Source organism: Plantibacter sp. MDV22-iso1 (genome assembly GCF_058408345.1).
Genome location: NZ_JBZVDY010000004.1, coordinates 309,840 through 332,538 on the forward strand (window position 1 = coordinate 309,840; position 22,699 = coordinate 332,538).

Consider the following 22,699-nt stretch of genomic DNA (forward strand, 5'->3'; position numbering starts at 1 on the left):
GCTCGTGTGCCCTTCGACAAGCTCAGGGACCGGTGGGGGTTGCTCAGGGACCGGTGGGGGTTGCTCAGGGACCGGTGGGGGTTGCTCAGAGACCGGTGGGGGTTGCTCAGGGGTTCGGCGGGGCGTCGCTTTCAGGGACCGGTGGGGTGTCGGTGGTTGTGGAAGTTGCTGGTCGGCCCGTCGACAAGCTCGGAGACCGAGCGCGTCGGCCAGGTGGTGGGACGGTACGTGGCTGCGCAGTGAGTGGAGCCACTCACCGGCCCTCTTGCTGGCTCCAGTCGTCGTTCGCATCGGCTAGGTGCGGGTAGATCTGGAGCATCCGAATCGGCTCCACCTCCCACACGTCGTCGTCCCAGGTGCGCCGGCCGTCGCCGTCAGAGTGGTGCTCCGGGTAATCGCGGAGCCGTTCCTCGGCGTTCGAGACCGCGATGGCCTGCCGTGTGTGTTCCGAGAGTGGGCGGATCGCCCCGGCGTCCGCGAGCCACTGGACAACGGAGTCCATCACCGCCGGCATCGCCCCCATGCCCCTCGAGTCGTCCATCAGGGAGGAGTGCGTCCGACCGGGCATAATGAGCCAACCGTTGGTGTCGGGCGTGTCACCGCGGCTGGCGACCTGCCGTCCCCACGCTCTGGCCTCGACGATCTCACGGAGGAGGTACTGCTCGCACTGGGCGAACGCCGCCCGGCCCGACCGGCTGAGTGCCGGGTACGGGACGGCTGCGCGGCCCGGGTCCGTGGGATGCCGTCGCGGTTTCGCGTTGCCCGACCGCCACCAATCGCCGAGGCGGCTCATGCCACACGTCCGTCGCGCGATGACGACGAGCACCGCTGCGGCCCGGTGGTCTCCGCCATGACTCGCTGAAGCATGGTCCCCCTGCGTTGCCTGCATGTGCTCGAACGACGAAAGCCCCCGGGGGTCCGGGGGCTTTCTGTGGTGGGCGATACTGGGATCGAACCAGTGACCTCTTCCGTGTCAGGGAAGCGCGCTACCGCTGCGCCAATCGCCCGGGTGGCGTGTGAGACACGACGCCGGGATGTTGCTGGTGGAACTGTGTTGCTGAGGTGAGGTGGCGACGGGATTCGAACCCGTGTGGACGGCTTTGCAGGCCGCTGCCTAGCCTCTCGGCCACGCCACCACGTGTGATGAAACACACTGTCGAGCGGAACGCTTGCACGTTCTCACTGACACTCGAGCGGATGACGAGATTCGAACTCGCGACCCTCACCTTGGCAAGGTGATGCGCTACCACTGCGCCACATCCGCATTGCCCGCATCACTGCGTGCTCGAACGACTCTAGCCGAAACCGGGACCGATGTTCAAACCGGCGCGCGTACTGGGTCGACAGCGTTGCGGATGTGCGTTCGTCCCCCGCCATCGGCTAGTATCGTGACTCGCGGCTGTTCGGCACCTCTCCGGTGCGGACGACCTGCGGGCGATTGGCGCAGTTGGTAGCGCGCTTCCTTCACACGGAAGAGGTCATCGGTTCGAGTCCGGTATCGCCCACATCATTCACCATCCCCCGAGGTGTTCCACCTCCACGGCGGCGACTCACTCCGCGAGATCAGGACGTTCCGCCCTGGCAGACTCGGTCCGGCGTGCATCGCTCGGGAAGAAGTGTCGTTCGACGGGTGCACCGTCGGCGTGCGCCAGCGCTGCAGCGCGGATGTCGCGGTCGCGGCCGGTCAGACGCTGCGTCTCCTGTCGTCGGAACTCGCCCCACGACGGCACCATAAAGGTCTCCAACTGCACGTCGGACTCCTCGCCACTCCGGTACAGGGCCCATCTCGAGGCGCCGGTCCGGCGGCGAGAGGACTCGACACGACCCATCGCTGTCTGGAACGCGGCGAGCGAGTCCGGATGGACCGTGTAGGAGATCTGTACGAGGACCGGCCCGTCGGTCGGCTGTGGTTCGAACACCAACGTGGGTGTCGGCCAAGACATCGAGATGCTGCGGTCGACGGTTCCGGTTCCGGGGAGCAGGGGCAGCACCCGAACACTGGCCGCCACCAGCAGGAGCAGGACGGCCGAAGCGCTGTAGGCGAGCGGCGTGCCGAGTCCCTGCGCTGCCACGCCCCAGCCGATCGAGCCGATGGCCATCGCGCCCATGAAGACGAGGATGTAGATCGAGGCGCCACGGGACCGCACCCACTGCGGCAGGGTGAGCTGCAGCGCGGCGTTCAGCACCGTGAGGGTGCCGATCCAGGCCAGCCCCGCGAACACGAGCAGCAGCAGTGCCGGTGCGAAGGGCAGGAACGCCGCTGCGAGCGATCCGGCGGCGAAGAGCACCGCACTCCCGGCGATCACGGTGTTGTCGGAGAACCGACGGCGAGCGAGCGGCAGGGCGAAGATGCCCAGCACGGCACCGACACCGAGAGCACCGAGCAGGAGACCGTATCCGCTCGAGTCGAGGTGGAGGCGCTTCGCCGTGAGGGGCAGCAGCGCCCAGAGGGCACTGGCAGGCAGCGCGAAGAGTGCGGAACGCAGCAGGATCCGGCGGACGAGGTGCGCGGACACGACGTACCGGACCCCCGCTCGCAACGCTGCCCCGAACGGCTCGCGGTCGTCGAGACCTGTCTGCGAGGGTCGCTTCCACCAGACGAGGGCGATCACGGCCATGACGAAGCTCAGCGCGTTGACACCGAACACGACGGGAGCACCGAAGGCCGATAGGACGACACCGGCCAGGGCCGGACCGACCGCACGGGCTCCGTTCACGGTGACACCGCCGAGCGCCGATGACGCCGCGATCAGGTTGCGGGGCACGAGCTCCGGCTGGATCGCCTGCCATGCGGGTGAGGTCAGCGTGGAGGTGATGCCGAGCAGGAAGGTGAAGGCCAGGATCGTCCACGGCGTCAGCGCGCCGACCGCCGCCACCACGGTGAGCGCGGCTGCGAGGACCGCACTCGCCGCCGATCCACAGATGAGCAGCCGTCGCCGGTCGAGTGAGTCCGCGAGGACGCCTGCTGGCAGGGCGACCAGGATGGCGGGCGCGAGGCTCGCGGTCTGCACGAGGGCGATGACCGCTGCGCCGGCGGCGGCCTCGACCAGGACCCACTGGGCTCCCACGGTCTGCATCCAGGTGCCGATGTTGCTCCCCAGCTGGGCGAACCAGAGCACCCTGAAAGCGGTGATGGCGATCGGCGCCCATGCCGACGGTTGCGACGATGGGATTGCCGAGGGTGAAGACATGGTCGAACGACAGGACGCCGTCGCGGCCCGGGCATCGTCGGTTTGTCGCAATCATCGAGCGGTGTCATCACCGTCGAGGGCCGGCTGGCGGCGACGCCCTATGGAGGATCATCGCCGGACCGTCAAGCTCTCCGTGCACCGAATCGTGCTGGCTACCGTGGACGCATGGCCATCACGGAACTGATCCTCGTCCGCCACGGTGAAAGCGCCGGGAACCTCGCCGCGTTGGAAGCCGATCGTGCCGGATCCCACCGCATCGCCGTCCCCGATCGTGACGCCGACGTACCCCTCTCGGCCCTCGGCGTCGAGCAGGCAGCCGCGGTGGGCGCTCGACTCGCCACCCTCGCTCCCGCCGACCGCCCCGACATCGTTTTCAGCTCGCCCTATCGGCGAGCGCACGAGACGGCCGTGGTCGCGCTCCGGACCGCCGCGTTCGACGCCGATGAGCTTCGGCCGGTCGTCGACGAACGGCTGCGCGACCGCGAACTCGGGATCCTCGACACCTTCACCTCGGTGGGCGTCGATGCGGAGTTCCCGGAGGAGGCCGCTCGACGACGGTCCCTCGGCAAGTTCTACTACCGACCGCCGGGAGGTGAGGCCTGGACGGATGTGGCCCTCCGCCTCCGCTCGTTCATCGGCGACCTGGACCGGCACACCGACCGCACGCGGGCCCTGGTGGTCTGTCACGACGCCGTCATCTCGCTCTTCCGCTACATCTGCGAGGGGTGGGATGAGCGTCGCGTCCTGGAGGAGGCCGCTCTCCGCCCGACGCCGAACGCCTCCTTCACCCACCTCGTCCACGACGGACGGGCCTGGAGAGCGCGGGCGGCGAATGCGACCGCACACCTCGAGCAGGCGCAGGTCTCGGTCACCGAGCACTCGGGGGCGACCGATGTCCGAAGCTGACCCCACCATGCTCACGCCTGAGGTCCTCGCCGACTGGCCGCTTCCCGATCCGGGATCGTCGAAGGACGATCGTGGGTCGACGCTCGTCGTCGGCGGCGCGCGGATGACGCCCGGGGCGGTCGCCTTGGCGGGCCTGGCCGTCCTCAGGGTCGGCGCGGGTCGGATCACGCTCGCGGTCGGTGCGTCAGCATCGTCGCCACTCGCGATCGCCTTCCCTGAGGCAGGCGTCATCGGGTTGGCCGAAACCAGCGCCGGAGCCGTCCGGGGTGACGAGGTCGGCCGCCTCGAGGACGTCCTGGACGTCGACTGTCTGCTGCTCGGTCCTGGCCTCGACGACGCGGACGAAGCCGTGGCACTCCTCCACAGCCTGCGCCCGCTCCTGGGCGCCGACACCGTCGTGGTGCTCGACGCCTTCGCGCTCGGTGCCCTGTCACACGCTCCCGACTTCTCGAAGGGGCTGGAAGGTCGCCTCGTGTTCACCCCGAACGTGGCCGAGGCCGCGATCCTCCTCGACGTGGACGAGGCCGACCCGGACACGGCGGCGCTCGAACTGGCGCGACGGTACGGCGCCGTCGTCACCTGTCAGGGCAGGGTCTCCGACGGTGAGCGGGACTTCATCGCGCCCGGCGGGAGTCCGGCCCTCGGGACGGCGGGTAGCGGTGACGTCCTGGCCGGAGCGATCGCCGGGCTCGCGGCACGCGGACTCTCCCCGCTCGCGGCGAGCTGCTGGGGTACCGTGCTGCACGCCGCCTCCGGCGATCGGCTCGCAGACCGGATCGGCCCTCTCGGAGCCCTCGCCCGCGAGTTCGCGGACGAGTTCCCGACGCTCCTCCGAGAGCTCGGGCGACCCGTCACGGGGCGGTCCTAACCGACAGCGGGCCAGCGCCAGCCGGTGATCTCGGGTGCGTCCTCGCCGAACTCCCTGGTGTGCGCTCGGGCCCGGAGCCGGGCGTCCTGCATCTCCTGACGGAGACCCGCGAACCGTTCGCCGAGCCCCGGCGTCCGGTCGATCGCGTCGCACACGAGCGAGAACCGGTCGATCTCGTTGAGCATCACCATGTCGAACGGTGTCGTGGTGGTCCCGTTCTCGAGGTACCCGCGGACATGCAGCTGATCGTGCCCGTGGCGCTTGTACGTCAGCCGATGGATGAGCCACGGGTACCCGTGGTAGGCGAAGACGACTGGACGGTCCGTCGTGAACACGCTGTCGTACTCGGCGTCGGAGAGGCCGTGCGGATGCTGATCCTCGCCCATGAGTCGCATGAGGTCGACCACGTTCACGACCCGGACGGACAGCTCCGGGATGCGTTCGCGCAGGATGCTCACGGCGGCCAGCGTCTCGAGCGTGGGGACATCCCCGGCACAGGCCATGACGAGGTCCGGGCGCTCCCCCGCACGCTCCGAACCGGCGAAGGGCAGGATGCCGAGCCCGCGGGCGCAGTGCGCGCGAGCGTCGTCGATGCCGAGCCACACGGGTTCCTGATCCTTGCCCGCGACGATGACGTTGATCTCGTCCGTGCTCTGCAGGCAGTGCTCCGAGACAGCCAGGAGGGTGTTCGCATCGAACGGCAGATACACCCGGATGACATCGGGCTTCTTGTTCACGACGTGGTCGATGAACCCGGGATCCTGGTGGCTGAAGCCGTTGTGGTCCTGACGCCAGACGTGGCTCGTGAGGAGGTAGTTGAGGCTCGCCACCGGGCGCCGCCACGGCAACTCACGTGAACCGTTCAGCCACTTCGCGTGCTGGTTGAACATGGAGTCGACGATGTGGATGAAGGCCTCGTAGCAGGTGAACAGGCCGTGCCGACCGGTGAGCAGGTAGCCCTCCAACCAGCCCTGGCACTGGTGCTCGCTGAGCATCTCCATGACCCGGCCGGCGCGGGCGAGATGCTCGTCGTCCGGGACGGTCTCGGCGTTCCACTGCCGTTCGGTCACCTCGAAGACCGCCTGGAGTCGGTTACTGGCGAGTTCGTCGGGAGCGAAGATCCGGAAGGTGGTCGGGTTACGCCGGATGACGTCCGTGAGCCACGACCCCAGGACACCCGTCGCCCCGGCGTCGCGACCACCCGGGGCGTCCACCACGACAGCGGCGTCGTCGATCGCGGGGAGGTCGAGCTCCGTGCGCAGCAGACCTCCGTTGGCGTGCGGGGTCGCGCTCATCCGGGACTCCCCGAGCGGAGCGAGTTCCCGCACGAGCGGAACCACCGCGCCATGATCGTCGAAGAGCTCCTCAGGCCGGTAGCTCCGCATCCAGGACTCCAGGATCCGGGTGTGCTCCTCGGTGTCCCGAGCGTCGGCGAGCGGGACCTGATGCGCGTGGAACGTCCCCTCGACCCGGACGCCGTCGATCACCTCGGGGCAGGTCCAGCCCTTCGGTGTGCGCAGCACGATCATGGGCCACACCGGCCGTCCGGTGTCTCCGGTGGCGGCCCGGGACTTGATGGCCGCGATGCGGTCGAACACGACGTCGAGGACCTCGGCGAACCTGCGGTGGACCTCCATCGGATCCTCGCCGTCGAACCCGCCCTCGACGAAGAACGGTTCGTGTCCGTATCCACGCAGGAGACTCTCGAGTTCGGAGCGCGGGATGCGAGCCAGGACCGTCGGGTTCGCGATCTTGTAGCCGTTCAGGTGCAGGATGGGCAGGACGACGCCATCCTGGACCGGGTCGATGAACTTGTTGGAATGCCAGCTGGTCGCGAGCGGTCCGGTCTCCGCTTCACCGTCGCCGACGACCGCCGCGACGAGGAGATCGGGGTTGTCGAAGGCTGCGCCGTACGCGTGGCTCAGGACGTACCCCAGCTCGCCACCCTCATGGATGCTGCCTGGCGTCTCGGGAGCCGCGTGACTCGGTACCCCGCCGGGGAAGCTGAACTGACGGAAGAACCGGGTCAACCCTGCTTCGGTCTCGGCGACGTCAGGGTAGATCTCGCTGTAGGTGCCGTCCAGGTAGGCGCTCGCCAGGATCGCCGGCCCGCCATGCCCGGGCCCGGCGATGAACATCGCCGATTGGTGGCGCTCCGCGATCACGCGGTTGAGATGCGCATAGGTCAGATTCAACCCCGGAGCGGTCCCCCAGTGGCCGAGGAGCCGGCGCTTCACATGAGCGGCTTCGAGCGGGCGGCGGAGGAGCGGGTTGTCGAGCAGGTAGATCTGCCCGACGGACAGGTAGTTCGCGGCGCGCCACCAGGCGTCGACCTGTTCGATGCTCCGCTCGGACACCGGCTCGGTCGTGTCGCGAGGCCGCCAGCTGTCCGTCGTCGACCCGTCCCGTGCGTTGTGCGTCATCGTCCCAAGATCCCAGGTCGAGCGACCGGAGGCCAGGGTGGTGCGTCGCTCCTGCGAGCGTGCTAGAGCGTCGGCGGGCGGTGCCGACCGGTACCGGCCGTCGCGCCCCACCAGTCGAGGTACGCGCTCGCGGTGTCCGGCAGCGCGGGGCGGAGGCTGCGACCGGCGGGCAGGCGCGTCCGGGAGGGATCCAGCCAGGCCGCGGCCAACTCGGTGTGCAGCGACGACGGGTCGTAGCGGACCATCGTCTCCGGCCGCAACTGCTCCATCTCCGCCGCGTAGCGCGAATCGACGACGAGCGGCCGGCGGCCTGCCTCGACCCAGTCGAGCATCGAGCGCGACGCGGAGACATGGCCGTGCGCGGCGAGCGGGATGCCAGGAAGCGAGATCTGCGCGGCGAACGCCGCATCGTCGAGGTATCCGGTCACCTCGAACGAGACCTCGGCGGCGCGTGCTTCCGCCTCGAGGTCGAGCACGTCGTCCTCATGGCCGGCCGAGGGGGCGCCGATGGCACGGACGACGACGTCGGCGATCGGGTGACCGGTGGCACGGAGATCCTCCGCCGCTCTCGATGCCGCCTGGATCGCCGCTGCGTGGCCCTTCCCCGGGTAGATGAACCCGGCGATGAGGACGGTGAGCGGACGGGCCGCTCCGCGCTGCGACGCATCGTCCACGGTGGCCGGAGCGGATGCGATCCGGGAGCCGAGCGGGATGGCGTATGGAACGACCGAGGCACTGACACCGAGGAACTCCTCGGCGAGCGCCTGCTCATGACGACTGTTGACGGCCGTCGCGTGGGCGGCGGCGATGAAGCGCGCGTAGGCGGCGATGCGGCGGTCCAGCATCCTACCGTCCGAGGTCTGCGGGATGTCGTGGAGGGTGACCGTCAACTCGGTGACGTCCGCGAGGCGCTCGACGGCGTCCGCCGCCTCCTCGGGCGACCGGCCGAACAGGCGGTCGGTGACGTGGACGTGTGCACGGTCAACGCCGTCGAGCAGGTGCACGGCGTCGGACGGGGTCGGGGCGTACACCCGTTCAGCGCGAGGATCAGCGTCGACCACGGCGTCGGCGACGTCGATCGCGTATTGGACGACGCCGTGGTGCTGGGGGCCGACCATGAGGAGACGGGGTGGGGCTGCGATCACCTGCGTCATGGTGGTGCAGTGGGGGGCCCGCGTCAAGGGTCGCGGGCACTCTCGTCATCGGACCTATGTTCGGAGGACGGCGCCCGTATCGCGCCGACCCGTCCGCGCGTCTCGCGCCCGCATCCGTACAGGGGATCCCGCCATGCAGTCGACCGCGACGCCGCACGCCACCGCTCGAGTCGCCGACCGCACGCCTCGTCCGATCCGCGTCGTGTCGATCCCGGCCGCGCACCCCTACGTCGGCCGGGTCACGGCATCGCCCGAGATCGACGTCCTGGACGATCCGCCGGTCGAGGGAGCACCATCCGGCGTCTGGTGGCCGCCCGTGGCCCTCGATCCGAGCTGGATCCGCGACCACGTCGCCGATGCCGATCTCCTGCACATCCACTTCGGCACGGAGTCGTTCCCACCCGGACACGTGACCGCCTGCCTCGAGGCCGCGCACGAGGTCGGCTGGTTGGTCGTCTACACGGTGCACGACCTCGAACACCCGCAGCTCGACAACCAGGCCGCCTACGACCGGCAGCTCGACGAGCTCGTCCGTGGAGCAGACGCCCTGATCACCCTGACTCCTGGCGCCGCCGCCGGCATCCGGGAACGTTGGGGCCGCGACGCCGTCGTCATCCCGCACCCGTCGCTCCTGTCGGATGACGTCACGGTTCCGCTCGTGTCACCGTCGGCGGAGACGCGGGTCGGCGTCCACCTGAAGGACCTGCGCCCCAATGTCGATGCGGTCGGTGCCGTCATCACCCTCATCGACGCGGTCGAACGCCTCCGCCGCCGCGGAGCGGACGTCGTCGCAGAGATCCGGATGCACCACGCGGTCCGCGATCCGGAGGCACGTGAAGCCGTCCGACGGCTTGTCGGCAGGTCGGAAGCGGCGCTGCTCATCGAGCACGAGCGTCTCGACGACCTCGGACTCGCCATGGCACTCAGCCGCCTGGACGTCTGCTTGCTCCCCTACCGGCACGGCACGCACTCGGGTTGGCTCGAACTCTGCTGGGATCTCGGCGTGTCCGTCGCCGTCCCGTCCGGGATCGGAGCGTACCTCGAGCAGCATTCCGACGACACGGTCTCCGCGTACGACCTCGGGGACGGCGCTTCACTCGAGCGTGCAATCGGCGCGCTGCTCGACGCGGACGGCACGACCCGCGCCGGCTCCTCCGACCGGATCGCAACCGTCGCCGGACGCCGCGCCCGGCGCGTCGTCGACGACGCCGTCGGTGCAGCAGCGCACGCCGAACTGTACCGACGAGTCATCGCCGAGCGCGCCTCGTGACGGCCGGTCCACGACTGCGCGTCGTCGTCATCGCCCCGCTGCGCTTCCCCATCCGTCGCCCACATGCCGGCGGGCTCGAATCCGCCGTGTGGTCGGAGGTCACCGCGCTCCGAGCACGAGGCCACGAGGTGACCTTCATCGGCGTCCGCGGGTCCGACTTCGTCGAGCGCGGCAGCGTCTTCGAACTACCGGAACTGCGGTGGCCGCGCTGGTCCTCCCCCGACGACGAGCGGTATCCCCCGGGCCACATGACCCGATCCGTCCCGGCATTGCGTCGCGCGCTCGAAGCGATCGCCGCTCGGCCAGGGCGATACGACGTCGTGTCCAACCACTGCCTGGACGCGCTCCCGGTGGAACTGGCACCTGAGCTGGGCGTCCCCATGATCACCACCCTGCACACGCCGGTCGACGAGGCCGTCGCCGCTGCCGCGAGCCGGGCCGGTTCCGACGGCAGCCGGTTCCTGGCGGTGAGCGAGTTCACGAAGCGCACCTGGGCGACGGCCGGTGTCGAGTCCGAGGTGCTCCTGAACGGCATCGATCCGGATGCCTGGCGGGCCGGCCGAGGGGGTGACGACCTCGTGTGGTTCGGGCGGGTCGTCGCGGAGAAGGCCCCGCACCTCGCGGTCGACGTCGCCCGCCGACTGGGTCGCCGGCTCGTCATCGCCGGTCGCGTGGGCGATCCGGTGTACGCCGAGCGCGTGCTGTCGCCGCTGCTGGGACGCGACGTCCGACATGTCGGGCCGCTCGACCCGGCGCGACTCGCCACGCTCGTCGGACGGAGCGCGGCAGCGGTCTCGACGCCGGCGTGGGCCGAGCCGTTCGGTCTCGTCGCGCCGGAGGCGCTGATGACCGGGACACCGGTGGTCAGTTTCGCCGTCGGAGGTGTGCCCGAGATCGCCCAGGCCAGCGTCGGGATGCAGGTCGTCGCACCGGGAGACCTGGCCGCCATGGCGGACCGCGTGGACGGGTTGATCCGGCAGTCGGAGCTGGACCGAGGGTTCCGCGCCTCGATCCGGGCATCCGCCCTCGCCCGGTTCTCGCTCGACGCCAGGGTGGGCCGGCTCGAGGAGCACTTCGCGGCGCTCCTCGGCGACTCGCCGGTGCTCGGTTCCGGTCGCGTGGACGAGTTCAGCTCGTGAGGCCGCGCATCGGTTGGTACGTGCACCACCACGGACGGGGGCACGTGACGCGTCTGCTCGCCGTCGCACCCCACCTCGACGCCGACATCGTCTGCTTCAGCTCGTTCCCGGCTCCGGTGGGACTCCCCTCGAACTGTTCCTGGGTGGTGCTCGACCGGGATGACGACGTGCCGGACGGCGCGTCTCCCCCGGACGACTGCGATCCGACCGCGGAGGGGCTGCTGCACTGGGCGCCACTCGGCCATGCCGGTCACCGTGCTCGTCTTGCGACCATCGCCGCCGCTCTCACGCAGCAGCAGATGGACGCGATGGTGGTGGACGTCTCCGTCGAGGTGGTGCTCCTCGCACGCCTGCTCGGTGTCCCCACCGTCGTCATGGCACAGCCGGGCCATCGCGACGACGAGCCGCACGCGCTTGCCTTCCGTGCGGCGTCGACGATCATCGCCCCATGGCCTCAGGGTGTGCTGCAGCTGGAGCACCTGCGTCCCGTGCAGGACAAGGTGGTGTACACCGGCGGCATCAGTCGCTTCGAGGGACGCGAGCGGACGGCTGCGGACGCCGGACGCAGCGGGGTGCTCCTCCTCGCCGGTGCCGGGGGTTCCGCGGTGTCGCGGGACGCCGTGGAGGAAGCCGCCCGCGCCAGCGGTCGCGATTGGACCTCACTCGGCACCGGTGCCGGGTCCGTCTGGACCGACGACCCGTGGGACGCGCTCTGCCGGGCGGAGGTGGTGGTGTCGTGGGCCGGTCAGAACGCGATCGCCGATCTCGCCGCGGCCGGCGTCACGGCCATCGTGGTCCCACAGGAACGCCCGTTCGACGAGCAGATGTCCACCGCCCGTGCACTCGAAGCCAACGAGCTGGCGGTCGTGCGGGCATCCTGGCCCGACGCTGCGGACTGGCCGGCCGTCCTCGACCGGGCTGCGGAGCTCGACCCCGACTGGTCTCGTTGGCAGGTGGCGGGCGCCGCCCGACGGGCAGCTGAGGCGATCGAGGCGGTCGCGGCCGGCGATCCTGCAGGGGGTGGGCGATGAGGACGTCGATCGTGACCCTGTGCTCGCGCCCACGACTCGGGCACCTCGAACGGCAGCTCGAGGCCGTCAGGGCGTTCATACCGACGTCGGGTGACGTGGTGGAGCGACTCGTCGTGTGGATCGGCGACGACGCACCACCGGCTCTCGACGCGGAGCTGACGGTCCACCTCCCACCGGGGCCCGACGGGCTCCGTCTCGCGGCAGGTCGGAACCTCGGTGCCGCGCTGGCCGTCGAGCGCGGTGCCGACCTCATCGTGTTCCTCGACGCGGACTGCGTCCCCGGGCCCGCACTGCTCGACCGGTACCGCGAAGCGTCAGCTCGCCATCCGGGGGCCATCCTCTGCGGACCGGTGACCTATCTGCAGCCCGGCGTGGACGTCACCGACCACCACGCGTTGGCGGCGGCGACGGCACCACATGCCGCGAGACCGAACCCGGAGGACGGCGCGGAGCGTGTCGCCTCCGAGGACGAGTACCCGCTGTTCTGGTCCTTGTCGTTCGCGACGACTCGCTCGACGTGGTCCCGGACCGGAGGGTTCGACGAGGGCTACGAAGGCTACGGCGGTGAGGACACCGACTTCGCGTTCGCCCTGAGCGCGGCGGGGACACCACTCGTGTGGGTCGGAGGCGCGCACGCCTACCACCAACACCACGAGACGCAGCGCCCGCCCTGGCAGCACTTCGACGACATCCTCCGGAACGGCGCGCGCTTCGCCGACCGGTGGGGAACCTGGCCGATGACCGGTTGGCTGGAGGCGTTCGCTCAGGCCGGCGCCGTGCGGCGGGTGGGTGAGGACTGGGTCCGCGTTCAGCCGACCGCGACCACCAGCGCGATGGCGACGGGCTCCGGCGCATAACGGTCGACGGGACAGTGCCGTCTCATCGGCCACTGCCCGGGCGTCACTCGTCAGCGACGAATCGCACCCGGTGGACCGCTGCGGAGTCGTGTGCTGCGCTGGAGCCATCGGACGGCGGGCAGATCCTCCGGCCAGTGCACACGCAGGGTGGTCCAGCCGCGACGCATCCGGAGGGCGAGCGAACCGGCATCGGTGAACGGGCGCATCGAGATCCCCATCCCGAGCGACCGGTCGTAGCGCACGCGTCGGTGCAGACCCAGGTGTGTCGACACGTCCAGATCGTCGTGCAGTTCCGCATCCTCGCGGTGCACCGTCTCGGCGATCTGCTCCCACGTCTCGCGTCGGACCGCACAGTTGGACCCGAAGATCGGGACCTGGGCGAGGGCGGCCCCGACGAAGAGCCGGTACGCCCCGAGGTAGAGGCCGGCGAGCGGTGCTCGGAGCGGGCGGGGACCGTCGATGAAGACGGCGGGGCCGGTGAGCGCCTCCAGCTCCGGGTCCGTCGCGAACGCCTCGGTGATCCGGGTCAACCAGTCCGGCGGCGGCACGCAGTCCGCGTCGAGTCTCGCGACGACCGTCGCCGTCGCGTGGTCGAAGCCGGCTGCGTTCGCCGCGGGGATGCCGGGCATCGGCTCATCGATGAGGACCGCGCAATACCGCTCGGCGATGGCCGCGACCTCGGCGCGATCGCGGCTGCCGTTGTCGACGACGATGATCGATGCGGGTCCGGTGTGCTGCGCGCGCAGGGAGCGCAGACAGCGGCGCAGGAGCGCGGCGTCGTCCTTCACCGGAACGACCACGTCCACGGTCATGGGCGGGTGGACTGCGGTCTCGTGTGCCTCGACCGTCATGCGTCTCGCCCATCCGCCAGCAGTTGTGCCTCCGCGAACACCCGTGGGTGGGCGAGGATCCGGAAGTGACCGCCGGTGTCGAGTTCCACGTTCTTGGCACCCTCGAGTCGGCTGCCGCCCGGGATGTGCGGATCGAAGCGCCCGTAGACGGAGACGATCCTCGGATTGACGGTCGCCTCGCGGGAGAGCGCGAGGATCGTCGGGTCGTCGGGGGTGAAGATGCGGAGGCTCGGGAGGAGCATGAGCCTCGCGTACCGCGATCCGGCGAACGGCGCCGCGACGGCGAGCATCCCCGAGATCCGGGCTCCGCCGCCGCCGAGCGACATGACGTACTTGCCGACGAGCCCGCCCTTGCTGTGCGCGAGGAGGACGACGTCGCCGAGCCCGTTCGCCTCGAGGTAGTCGGCGACGAGTCGTGCCGCCACCGGGACCGCGCGGTCGTTGCGCCCGAGCGGGTCGATCACGTGCACCGGGTGCCCGTCGTCGTGGAGTCGGCGGATGAGCGGCTCGAGGAACCGCCAGGTCTCGTAGACGCCCGGGAGGACCACGACCGGCGACCGGTCGCCGGACAGGAAGTCATGCGGATCGGTGCGGCTGACGAACGCCCGGAGCTGCCAGACGAGCGCGTAGGCGTAGTCGCGCGCCCACCAGCCGAGTGTCCGCAGCGCGGATCGGATCACCGGTGGTCACCGTTCGCGTGGCTCAACCGTCTCCCCGCAGGACCTGGGGGCGTCGCTCTGTTCCCATGTCCTCACCGTAACCGGACCACCCGGCCTCACCCTGCACCTTGACAGCGGCCGGACCGGACCCGGGCTGATCGGGACCGACGATGCTCGGCGTGGCTCACCACGGGTGCGGTGCGCTGATAATCTGGCAGCTGCGGTGGCCTCGGGGTGTTCGTGTGCCCGGACGATCGAGGAGTGCAGTGGGAGAGATCGACGGAGAGTTCGGCCGCGTCCGGGACGCGCTGGAGCGTCCCGCGATCCGGCTCCTGAGTCGCCCGACCGCACCGGCGGTGGTCGCGATCTTCCGCACCACGTTCGGCCGCGACGTCCAGTTCGTCGCAGCGGACCGTTTCCATCTGCAGGTCGAGGAGTACCTCGGCGAACTCGCGGCTCGCGGTGCGCGGATCCCGGCCGGCGGCGACGAACGCGGTGGCGGACGATCCCTCTGCCGGGAGTGGGTGCACGACCAGTGGCTCGTCCGGACGAGCACCGACGACGGCGAGGAACAGTACTCGCTCACCTCGCACGCGCTCGAAGCGGTCTCGCTCGTCGACGGCCTCGCACACGACCGCGCCCTCATCAGCGAGTCGCGCCTGACCATGATCCTCGACTCGGTGCGCCGATGGGCGCTGCAGGCCGACCCGGACCGTGATGAGCATCTCCGTCGTATCGACGCGCAGCTCGCGGAGCTCCAGGCGGAACGCGAACGGGTCGCGGCCGGCGGCACCGTCGTGGCGGCGAGCGACGACCGGATGCAGGACGGCTACGCCAACATCGCCGACCTCATCCGTCAGCTCCCGAGCGACTTCCGCCGGGTCGAGGAGTCGGTCATCGCGATGCACCGGCGGATCGTCGAGGACTTCCGGAACGACACCCGACCGATCGGCGAGATCCTCGACGACTACCTCCGGCGCACCGACGAGCTGATGACGGCGACGGCAGAGGGTCGGGCCTTCGAGGGCGCTTTCGAGCTCCTCCGCAACGACGATCTGCTCCAGGACCTCAAGCGCGACCTTTCCACGATCCTCGACCACCCCTTCTCGGCCAGGCTCGGGCCCGCGGAGCTCCGTGGCTTCCGGGGTGCCGTCGGGATCATCCGACAGGGGATCGACGACGTCCTCGCGCAGCGTCGGCGGCTCACCGCGACGCTCCGTGACCACATCGTGCATCACGACGTCGTGCAGGACCGCGAGCTCGACACGACCCTGCGAGCATTGAACCAGCGCCTCGGCATCTGGATGCGGACCGCGGGACCACGCGCCTCCGTCGACCTGCCGCTCCTCCCCGAGACCATCGACATCGAGCACCTGCGCGAGCGGTTCTACGATCCGGACGTCGAGGTCGCACCGCCGCCGATCGCGACCGCCGTCGAACGGATCGACGGCGCGGCGATGTCGCTCGACACCCTCCGGTCGCAGGGTGGTCCGCTCCTCGACGAGCTCCGGGCCGGACTCCTCGATGCGGTGACCTCCGGTGCCGAGGACGCCCATGCGGCGTTCTCGGCGCTCGATCCGGAACTCCGACGACCTGTGGAGCTCTTCGGCCTCGTCCACCTCATGACCCAGCTGGGCACGTACGACGAGCAGGCACCACGCCGTCGCTACGAGACGGTCCGTCCGGACGGGACGACCACCGCGTTCGAACTCCCGGCCTTCCCACTGGGTGAGGCCGGTGTCGCAGCGCTGACGCGAGCCACGACGACCACGACGACTGTTCCGGCCGACCAGGCCGGGCGCGGAACGGAATGACATGACCTCCGAGACGGATCCCACCGTGACGGCGACGACCGATTCGACGTCGGACGACCTGACGACGGACGGACTCGACGCCTTCACACCCGCCGACGCGCCGGTCGCCGACCCGGATGACGACTCGTTCGCCCTCTTCGAAGGGGACGAGGGACGCCTCGACGCCGCTCAACGTCGTGCGCTGGTCGCTCTGCTGAAGCACCGCTACGTCAGCCCCGCGCTCCAGCCTGCCGAGTGGCGGACGGTCCTCGAGTCCGAGTCGCTGCTGCGGTCCCGCCTCAACGAGCTGTTCCTGGAGCTCGAAGTGGACCGCTCGGCCGAGGTCGCCTTCAAGCGCCAGGCGGGCTCGGAGAGCGGGCGGCGTCCGTTCCCGACCCTGCTGCACGACACCAGCTACAGCCGCGAGGAGACGATCCTGCTCGTCTACCTGCGGACGCGTCTCCGGACCGAACTGGCCAACGGCGCACGGGCCGCGATCGTCGAACACGACGAGCTCCTCGGCTTCGTCGCGAGCTTCCGGCCCGAGCACGCCACCGACCGCGCCCGCGACGACGGACGCGTCGAGCGCGCGATCGACAAACTGCTGACCGCGCGCGTCCTGCTGCGGACCAAGGACGCCCGCCGCCACCGGATCGCGTCGGTGGTGGAGACGCTCCTCCCCCTCGAGCGCCTCCAGGAACTCCTGGAGTGGCTCGAGACGCAGACCGCAGCGGTCGATCCGGCCTCCGAACAGCCGCGAACCGATGCCGACGCGGACGCGGACGACGAGCCCGACGGCACCGTGGCCGAGTCGCAGGACTCCCCCGACGACCAGACCCAGCCACAAGCAGCAGAGGACGACCGATGAGCCGCTCCACGGACACCGACACCCTGCTGGACCTCGTCGAGCAGTGGCGCATCGAACGGATGCAGGTCATCAACTGGGGTGGGTTCGACGGGTACCGATCGGTCGACTTCGCCTCCCGCGCGACGCTCATCTCCGGCGCCTCCGGAACCGGGAAGAGCTCGCTCATGGACGCGTATCTCGCGGTCATGATGCCGTCGGACGTGCCGTTCAACGGAGCCTCCAACGACGCGGCGGTCGGACGGGCGCGGAATCCAGACCAGCGCAACCTGCTCACGTATCTCCGCGGCAAGGTCGACTCGGCACGGGACCCGCAGACCGGGGCGATGCGCGACATCAACCTGCGCGGCACGGATCAGCTCACCTGGGGTGCCGTGGCGGTGACCTTCCTCAACGACGACGACCGTCGCTTCACCGTCGTGCGCGCCTACCTCGTCCCGCGACGTGCGCTGCGCACCGGTGACCTGTCGATGACCATGGCGACCGTCGACGGGCCGTTCGAGCTCACGGATCTCGAAGCGTTCGTGCCGAAGCGGTTCGACGCCGGTGAGCTCCAGGGTCGCATCCCCGGATTCGTCGTCCGCGACACCTACGCGGAGCTGTCCTACACGCTGCACACTCGTCTTGGCATCGGTGCCGGTGGCGACGGTGGACGGGCGATGCGTCTGCTGGCCAGGATCCAGGCGGGCCAGCACCTGCCGACGGTCGACGGCCTGTACAAGTCGATGGTGCTGGAGCGTCCGAGCACGTACGACGCGGCCGACCGGGCGCTGTCGCACTTCGAAGCGCTCGACGAGGCGTACCTCGCGATGGAGACCGAGAGCCGTAAGGCTCGGGTGCTCGAGCGGCTCGGTGAGCTGCGTCGCGACTACGAGGACGGGCACCGGGCGGCGGCCGACCTCGAGCGCCTCGGCTTCACCGAGGACGGCACGACCCCGTTCACCGTCTGGCGCAGTCGCGCACACGAGGCATTGCTCGATGAAGCGGTCTCCAGGAACCGGCGGGAGAAGCTCGAGGCCGGGGCCACGTTGGAAGCGGCGCGGGCACGAGCTGCTGCCGCGGGTGTCCGCGTCCGCGAGCTCGAGCGTCAGGTGTCGGAGCAGGGCGGGAGCGCGCTGCGGCGTGCCGAGGAACGCCGTGAGGCCGCGGAGGCGACGCACGCCGAGGTGGCACGAGCCAGGTCGCTGTTCGACGAGCGCACCGAGGTCCTCGACGATCCGATCGAGGATGAAGCCTCGTTCCGGCGTGCGCTGGGCCGCAGTGAGGACTTCCTCGCCGACGACGACACCGCGCTCGACGCCATCGAGACCGATCGCGCCCAGCTGCATCGCGAAGCGTTCCCCCTCGAGGAGCGCAACACCGAGCTCCGCCGTGAGCTGCAGTCGCTTCGCGGCCGTGACGGCGCGGTCCCCGATCGACTCCACCGGGCGAGGCTCGCCCTCGCCGAGGCGGCCGGACTCGATCCCGAACAGCTGCCGTTCGTGGCCGAGCTCATCGACGTCGCTCCCGCCTATGCCGCCTGGCGTCCCGCGATCGAGGTCACCCTCCACGGTCTCGCGAGGACCGTCCTCGTCGACGAGGAACACCTCGACGCGTTCGGCCGCGCGATCGACGCCGTCCGGATCCCGGTCCGCCTGCAGTTCGAGGGTGTCCCGCTGCATGAGCCGTCCTCCCCGGACGCGGGCGACCCCGCGTTCATCTCCGGCCGCGTCACGTACCGCACCTCCCCGTTCAGTACGTGGATCGAGCAGCGCGTCACCTCGGACCGGATCGACGCGCGGTGTGTGGAGACACCGTCGGAGCTCTCGGGCGGAGGTCGCCGCGTGACCGTGAACGGCCAGCTGCGTGACGGCCGCCGCGGCTCTCACGGCGACACGGGCGGCGCACCGATCCTCGGCTTCACCAATGAGGCGCGGATCGCGTCGATCGAGGCGGAGACGGCCGAGATCCGCGGGCGACTCGAGGTCATCGCCGGTCGACAGGCCGGGATCCAGCAGCGGCTGTCGCGTCGTGAGGCCGAGCGGGCCGCCCACCGGTACCGACTCGACACCGAGTGGGCCCGGATCGACGTCGCCGGTGCAGCAGCGCTCCGTGACGCCGCCGCGGCCGAGCTGGAGCGTCTGCTCGACGCCAGTGACGTCCTGCAGGAGCTCCAGGGCTCGGTGGCGGCCGCCCAACGTGAACTCGACGCCGCCAACGCGGAGCGGTTCCCGGCCGAGGACCGTGTCAGACGCCTCGACGAAGAGCACGGGGTGCTCGTCGATCAGCAGGACGCGGCGACGACGGTCATCGACCGCTTCGAGCGCTCCGAGGTGGAGGAGGTCTCCCCCGCCGACGTCGAGCGGATCGAAGCCGCCCTCGCAGCGGTGGGCGGCGTGCCGTCACTCGGTGGGTTCGGCGATGCGATGAAGCGGCTCCGCGCCCGGCTCGGTGACGAGTTGTCGTCGGCCGTCCGCCAGGCGGAGCAGGCCGCGCTCGCACAGGTGCACGTGTTCGAGCAGTACCAGTCGATCTGGCACGACCCCAACCTCGGCACGACGCTCGAGTCCTACGGCGACTACCGGGCGATCCTCGACGGCATCCTCGGCACCGGTCTCCCCGAGCGCCGCCAGGAGTGGCGCCGCCGGCTGTCCCAGTGGAGCGGCGAGGACCTGGTCCCCCTCAGCAGCGCGTTCGACAGCGCCGTCGAGGAGATCGAGGACCGCCTGGTCCCGGTCAACGACATCCTGCGCGACCTGCCGTTCGGACCGGCGCACGATCGTCTCAAGATCGTCCTCCGCCGGGTGCATCGCGAGGAGGCCTCCGCCTTCCGGCGCGAGCTGCGCGCCCTGTCGAGCGAGGTCACCGCGAACCTCGGCGACGACGAGTTGGAGGCCCGGTTCCAGCGGCTCCGCCGGTTCATGGAGTCGATGCGCGACACGGGTGCCGGCGCCCAGTCGACCCGCGACCAGGTGCTCGACGTGCGCCGTCACGTCGAGATCACCGCCGTACGGTACGACACGTCGGGGCAGGACGTCAGCGTCTACTCCTCGCTCGGCGACAAGAGCGGGGGCGAGACCCAGGAGCTCGTCGCGTTCATCGTCGGCGCCGCCCTGCGCTACCAGCTCGGTGACGAGGACCGCCCGCGTCCGAGGTTCGCGCCGGTGTTGCTGGACGAGGGCTTCATCAAGGCGGACTCGGAGTTCGCCGGCCGCGCGGTGGTCGCCTGGCTGCGGCTCGGCTTCCAGCTCGTCATCGGTGCGCCGCTCGACAAGGTGACGGCGCTCGAGCCCTACATGGACCGGCTCCTGTCGATCCGGAAGGATCCGGAGACCCGACACGCCTGGGTCGCCGAGATCGAGCGGTCGGCCCCGGCCGAGCCGCTCGAACGCGTCGGATAGCGCTGTTCCGTCGATCTCAATGGATCGCGGCATGACTTGACACGACGTGTGTTCGAACATATGTTCGAACCATGTCCGACCGGCCCGCCGCCCCGCCGATCCGCATCGGCGAGGCCGAGTGGATCGTGATGCGGGATGTGCCCGACCGGCCGGCCGGTCTCGTGAAGTATTTCGCGCCGAGCGGCGCACCGGCCTACTTCCGCTGCGTCACCTGGGCTCCGCGGTCAGAGGACCGCCGACTGATCGGTCGGTTTGCGACGCTCGCCGAGGCGGAGCGTGCCGTGCCGGGTGGACGCCGGTCCGCCGCACCGGCCACTCCCAGCTCCGCGGACGCCTGGGAGCACGGGCAGGTGCCGTGGGACGCAGCGCCGCGACGGAGCGATCGGTACGCCTGAGCGGCCGGTCACCGCTCGGTCAGCGCCACCCGTACCGCGACCGGAGCCCGGTGGCGACTCGAGCGAAGCGATCCCGCGGGACCTGAGCCGCTTCCCGTCTCATGCCGTCGGGGTGCACGCGGAAGACGCGGTCGAGGTTCGCCCAACTCGGACGGCCGGCGCTGTCCCATCCGCCGGTGCCGAGCGGCACGAACTCACCGTCCTGCGAATGATCCTTGCTCGTCAGCTGCACGGCCAGCACCCAGCCTCCGGTCGAGCGCGCCACGATGAGCACCGGGCGGTCCTTGCCACGTCCGTCGCGCTCCTCGTACGGCACCCAGGTCCAGACGATCTCGCCTGGGTCGGGATCGCCGTCGACGGCCGGGGCGTAGTCGATCGACACGGCGCCCACCGTCCGCGGATCGACCTCGACCGTCGCCGTCCGGCCCGAGCGTCCGGGTGAAGCGGCGGTGGTGGTCGGTGGTGTCGCGAGGCCGGCGGTCCGCACCGCACTGGAGGCGGCGCGGGTGGAGGGGCCCAGGAGTGCGTTCGCGACGCGGCGGATGATCGAGGTGAAGGTTGACACGCCGTCACCCTATCGTCCGCGGCCGCCACCCCAGCGAACGACGGACGGGCGCCGTCCTGATGGACGACGCCCGTTCGGCGAATCGATGGCGGTCGAGGTCAGTCGACGAGCGCGTACCCCTCTTCGCCGTGCACGGAGGTGTCGACGCCGGCGATCTCGTCCTCGTTCTTGACGCGGAAGCCGATGGTCTTCTCGATCGCGAAGCCGATGACGAAGGCCACGATGAAGGAGTAGACGAGGACGGCGAAGGCGGCGATGGCCTGGACGGCGAGCTGCTCGATGCCGCCGCCGACGAAGAGGCCGGTCTCGGTCGCGAAGAAGCCGAGGTACAGGGTACCGATGAGACCACCGACGAGGTGGATGCCGACGACGTCGAGGGAGTCGTCGAAGCCGAGCTTGAACTTGAGCTCGACGGCGATGGCGCAGACGGCGCCGGCGACGATGCCGAGGAGCAGCGCCCAGCCAGGCGTCAGGTTCGCGCAGGCCGGGGTGATGGCGACGAGACCAGCGACGGCACCGGACGCGGCGCCCACCGAGGTCGCCTTGCCGTCCTTGAACTTCTCGACGACGATCCAACCGATGATGGCGGCCGCGGTGGCCCCGACGGTGTTGACGACGATGAGTCCGACGTTCGCGAGCTCGTTCAGCCACTCGGCGCCGGCGTTGAACCCGAACCAGCCGAACCACAGGATGGCGGCACCCAGGAGGGTGAGCGGCACGTTGTGCGGCTTCGTGATGCCCTTCTGGAAGCCGATGCGCTTGCCGAGCACCAGCGCGAGGGCGAGTGCTGCGGCTCCGGCGTTGATGTGCACCGCGGTGCCACCCGCGTAGTCGATGACACCGATACCGGCATCCTCACCGAACAGCGTGGTTCCGAGGTTCATGATCCAGCCGCCGCCCCAGACCCACGCGGCGATCGGGAAGTACGCGATGGTCGCGAAGAGACCGGCGAAGATCATCCAGGAGCCGAACTTCGCGCGGTCGGCGATGGCGCCGGAGATCAGCGCGATCGTGATGATCGCGAAGGTGGCGCCGTAGGTCGCCCCCACCAGGTCGGTGTTCGCGGTCTCGCCGCTCGCGAGTGCGGTCATCCCGAAGTCGGAGAAGGGGTTGCCGGCGAACTCCAGCGGGCTGCCGACGGCCGACATGTTGAAGCCGTAGAGGATCCACAGCACGCTGATGAGGCCCAGCGCGCCGAAGCTCATCATCATCATGCTGACGACGCTCTTCGCCTTCACGAGGCCGCCGTAGAAGAATGCGACGCCCGGGGTCATGAACAGCACCAGAGCGGTTGCCGTGACTCCCCAAGCGATACTGCCTGTATCCATTGGATCTTCCTCACACATCGTGGT

Annotated in this window: 18 protein-coding genes and 4 tRNA genes; 11 read left to right on the plus strand and 11 right to left on the minus strand. The window is 70.1% G+C overall.

The genetic code is table 11. The features are described from left to right. Positions 1-253: 253 nt before the first annotated feature. From AC4PMY_RS18480 to AC4PMY_RS18495, 4 genes are all read right to left on the minus strand, one after another. Complete coding sequence (locus AC4PMY_RS18480) at positions 254-793, minus strand: hypothetical protein (protein WP_491623353.1); 540 nt, start codon at positions 791-793, stop codon at positions 254-256. 139 nt (positions 794-932) lie between these two features. Then, positions 933-1,007: transfer RNA gene (locus AC4PMY_RS18485), tRNA-Val, on the minus strand. 58 nt (positions 1,008-1,065) lie between these two features. Continuing rightward, positions 1,066-1,136: transfer RNA gene (locus AC4PMY_RS18490), tRNA-Cys, on the minus strand. Between the two features lie 56 nt (positions 1,137-1,192). Beyond that, positions 1,193-1,264: transfer RNA gene (locus tag AC4PMY_RS18495), tRNA-Gly, on the minus strand. 168 nt (positions 1,265-1,432) lie between these two features. Between AC4PMY_RS18495 and AC4PMY_RS18500 the strand changes: the two genes are divergently transcribed. Beyond that, positions 1,433-1,505, plus strand: a tRNA-Val gene (locus tag AC4PMY_RS18500). A 45-nt stretch (positions 1,506-1,550) separates the two neighbouring features. Here AC4PMY_RS18500 and AC4PMY_RS18505 read toward each other — a convergent pair. After that, on the minus strand, positions 1,551-3,191 hold the full coding sequence (locus tag AC4PMY_RS18505; protein WP_491623354.1) for an MFS transporter: 1,641 nt from the start codon (positions 3,189-3,191) through the stop codon (positions 1,551-1,553). Positions 3,192-3,356: 165 nt separating this feature from the next. Between AC4PMY_RS18505 and AC4PMY_RS18510 the strand changes: the two genes are divergently transcribed. Together AC4PMY_RS18510 and AC4PMY_RS18515 are read left to right on the plus strand one after the other, a co-directional pair. Continuing rightward, positions 3,357-4,097 carry a histidine phosphatase family protein gene (locus tag AC4PMY_RS18510; RefSeq protein WP_491623355.1) on the plus strand — a complete coding sequence of 247 codons (741 nt, stop codon included), beginning with the start codon at positions 3,357-3,359 and terminating at the stop codon, positions 4,095-4,097. Further along, positions 4,084-4,965 carry an ADP-dependent NAD(P)H-hydrate dehydratase gene (locus AC4PMY_RS18515; protein ID WP_285039051.1) on the plus strand — a complete coding sequence of 294 codons (882 nt, stop codon included), beginning with the start codon at positions 4,084-4,086 and terminating at the stop codon, positions 4,963-4,965. The genes AC4PMY_RS18510 and AC4PMY_RS18515 overlap by 14 nt, the downstream gene beginning before the upstream one ends. Here AC4PMY_RS18515 and AC4PMY_RS18520 read toward each other — a convergent pair. Next, complete coding sequence (locus AC4PMY_RS18520; protein WP_491623356.1) at positions 4,962-7,388, minus strand: phosphoketolase family protein; 2,427 nt, start codon at positions 7,386-7,388, stop codon at positions 4,962-4,964. The genes AC4PMY_RS18515 and AC4PMY_RS18520 overlap by 4 nt on opposite strands. A gap of 62 nt (positions 7,389-7,450) precedes the next feature. Next, positions 7,451-8,533, minus strand: a complete 1,083-nt coding sequence (locus AC4PMY_RS18525; RefSeq protein ID WP_491623357.1) for a hypothetical protein — start codon at positions 8,531-8,533, stop codon at positions 7,451-7,453. 142 nt (positions 8,534-8,675) lie between these two features. On the opposite strand from AC4PMY_RS18525, the gene AC4PMY_RS18530 reads away from it, so the two are divergent. The 4 genes from AC4PMY_RS18530 to AC4PMY_RS18545 are packed head-to-tail and all read left to right on the plus strand — an operon-like array spanning position 8,676 to position 12,839. Then, positions 8,676-9,812 carry a glycosyltransferase family protein gene (locus tag AC4PMY_RS18530; RefSeq protein ID WP_491623358.1) on the plus strand — a complete coding sequence of 379 codons (1,137 nt, stop codon included), beginning with the start codon at positions 8,676-8,678 and terminating at the stop codon, positions 9,810-9,812. After that, the gene (locus AC4PMY_RS18535) at positions 9,809-10,951 is read left to right on the plus strand and encodes a glycosyltransferase (protein WP_491623359.1); all 1,143 of its coding nucleotides are present in this window, start codon (positions 9,809-9,811) and stop codon (positions 10,949-10,951) included. Before AC4PMY_RS18530 ends, AC4PMY_RS18535 begins: the two co-directional genes overlap by 4 nt. Before the next feature lie 44 nt (positions 10,952-10,995). Then, on the plus strand, positions 10,996-11,982 hold the full coding sequence (locus AC4PMY_RS18540; RefSeq protein ID WP_491623360.1) for a glycosyltransferase: 987 nt from the start codon (positions 10,996-10,998) through the stop codon (positions 11,980-11,982). Then, the gene (locus tag AC4PMY_RS18545; RefSeq protein ID WP_491623361.1) at positions 11,979-12,839 is read left to right on the plus strand and encodes a glycosyltransferase family 2 protein; all 861 of its coding nucleotides are present in this window, start codon (positions 11,979-11,981) and stop codon (positions 12,837-12,839) included. Before AC4PMY_RS18540 ends, AC4PMY_RS18545 begins: the two co-directional genes overlap by 4 nt. Before the next feature lie 50 nt (positions 12,840-12,889). Here the strand turns inward: AC4PMY_RS18545 and AC4PMY_RS18550 are convergent, their stop codons facing one another. Beyond that, on the minus strand, positions 12,890-13,690 hold the full coding sequence (locus AC4PMY_RS18550) for a glycosyltransferase family 2 protein (protein WP_491623362.1): 801 nt from the start codon (positions 13,688-13,690) through the stop codon (positions 12,890-12,892). Beyond that, positions 13,687-14,367: an esterase/lipase family protein gene (locus AC4PMY_RS18555; RefSeq protein ID WP_491623378.1), complete on the minus strand. Its 681-nt coding sequence runs from the start codon at positions 14,365-14,367 to the stop codon at positions 13,687-13,689. Before AC4PMY_RS18555 ends, AC4PMY_RS18550 begins: the two co-directional genes overlap by 4 nt. A 248-nt stretch (positions 14,368-14,615) precedes the next feature. On the opposite strand from AC4PMY_RS18555, the gene AC4PMY_RS18560 reads away from it, so the two are divergent. The 4 genes from AC4PMY_RS18560 to AC4PMY_RS18575 all read left to right on the plus strand — a co-directional run bounded on the left by AC4PMY_RS18560 (position 14,616) and on the right by AC4PMY_RS18575 (position 20,782). Next, the gene (locus AC4PMY_RS18560) at positions 14,616-16,163 is read left to right on the plus strand and encodes a DUF3375 domain-containing protein (protein WP_064293800.1); all 1,548 of its coding nucleotides are present in this window, start codon (positions 14,616-14,618) and stop codon (positions 16,161-16,163) included. 1 nt (position 16,164) lies between these two features. Next, positions 16,165-17,010, plus strand: a complete 846-nt coding sequence (locus AC4PMY_RS18565; protein ID WP_064293799.1) for a DUF4194 domain-containing protein — start codon at positions 16,165-16,167, stop codon at positions 17,008-17,010. After that, entirely contained in the window at positions 17,007-20,387 is a 3,381-nt protein-coding gene (locus AC4PMY_RS18570; protein WP_491623363.1) for an ATP-binding protein, read from the plus strand. The genes AC4PMY_RS18565 and AC4PMY_RS18570 overlap by 4 nt, the downstream gene beginning before the upstream one ends. 71 nt (positions 20,388-20,458) lie before the next feature. Then, the gene (locus tag AC4PMY_RS18575) at positions 20,459-20,782 is read left to right on the plus strand and encodes a hypothetical protein (RefSeq protein ID WP_064293797.1); all 324 of its coding nucleotides are present in this window, start codon (positions 20,459-20,461) and stop codon (positions 20,780-20,782) included. Positions 20,783-20,801: 19 nt separating this feature from the next. Here the strand turns inward: AC4PMY_RS18575 and AC4PMY_RS18580 are convergent, their stop codons facing one another. Then, positions 20,802-21,347 carry a type II toxin-antitoxin system PemK/MazF family toxin gene (locus AC4PMY_RS18580; RefSeq protein WP_231884253.1) on the minus strand — a complete coding sequence of 182 codons (546 nt, stop codon included), beginning with the start codon at positions 21,345-21,347 and terminating at the stop codon, positions 20,802-20,804. A gap of 98 nt (positions 21,348-21,445) precedes the next feature. Beyond that, entirely contained in the window at positions 21,446-22,675 is a 1,230-nt protein-coding gene (locus AC4PMY_RS18585; protein ID WP_064293796.1) for an ammonium transporter, read from the minus strand. Between the last annotated feature and the right edge of the window lie 24 nt (positions 22,676-22,699).

What these genes read in the sequence shown, in the direction of transcription:
- AC4PMY_RS18480 (WP_491623353.1), bottom strand. Translation starts at nt 793, where the DNA reads ATGAGCCGCCTCGGCGATTGGTGGCGGTCGGGCAACGCGAAACCGCGA.
- AC4PMY_RS18505 (WP_491623354.1), bottom strand. Translation starts at nt 3,191, where the DNA reads ATGTCTTCACCCTCGGCAATCCCATCGTCGCAACCGTCGGCATGGGCG.
- AC4PMY_RS18510 (WP_491623355.1), top strand. Translation starts at nt 3,357, where the DNA reads ATGGCCATCACGGAACTGATCCTCGTCCGCCACGGTGAAAGCGCCGGG.
- AC4PMY_RS18515 (WP_285039051.1), top strand. Translation starts at nt 4,084, where the DNA reads ATGTCCGAAGCTGACCCCACCATGCTCACGCCTGAGGTCCTCGCCGAC.
- AC4PMY_RS18520 (WP_491623356.1), bottom strand. Translation starts at nt 7,388, where the DNA reads ATGACGCACAACGCACGGGACGGGTCGACGACGGACAGCTGGCGGCCT.
- AC4PMY_RS18530 (WP_491623358.1), top strand. Translation starts at nt 8,676, where the DNA reads ATGCAGTCGACCGCGACGCCGCACGCCACCGCTCGAGTCGCCGACCGC.
- AC4PMY_RS18545 (WP_491623361.1), top strand. Translation starts at nt 11,979, where the DNA reads ATGAGGACGTCGATCGTGACCCTGTGCTCGCGCCCACGACTCGGGCAC.
- AC4PMY_RS18550 (WP_491623362.1), bottom strand. Translation starts at nt 13,690, where the DNA reads ATGACGGTCGAGGCACACGAGACCGCAGTCCACCCGCCCATGACCGTG.
- AC4PMY_RS18565 (WP_064293799.1), top strand. Translation starts at nt 16,165, where the DNA reads ATGACCTCCGAGACGGATCCCACCGTGACGGCGACGACCGATTCGACG.
- AC4PMY_RS18570 (WP_491623363.1), top strand. Translation starts at nt 17,007, where the DNA reads ATGAGCCGCTCCACGGACACCGACACCCTGCTGGACCTCGTCGAGCAG.
- AC4PMY_RS18575 (WP_064293797.1), top strand. Translation starts at nt 20,459, where the DNA reads ATGTCCGACCGGCCCGCCGCCCCGCCGATCCGCATCGGCGAGGCCGAG.
- AC4PMY_RS18585 (WP_064293796.1), bottom strand. Translation starts at nt 22,675, where the DNA reads ATGGATACAGGCAGTATCGCTTGGGGAGTCACGGCAACCGCTCTGGTG.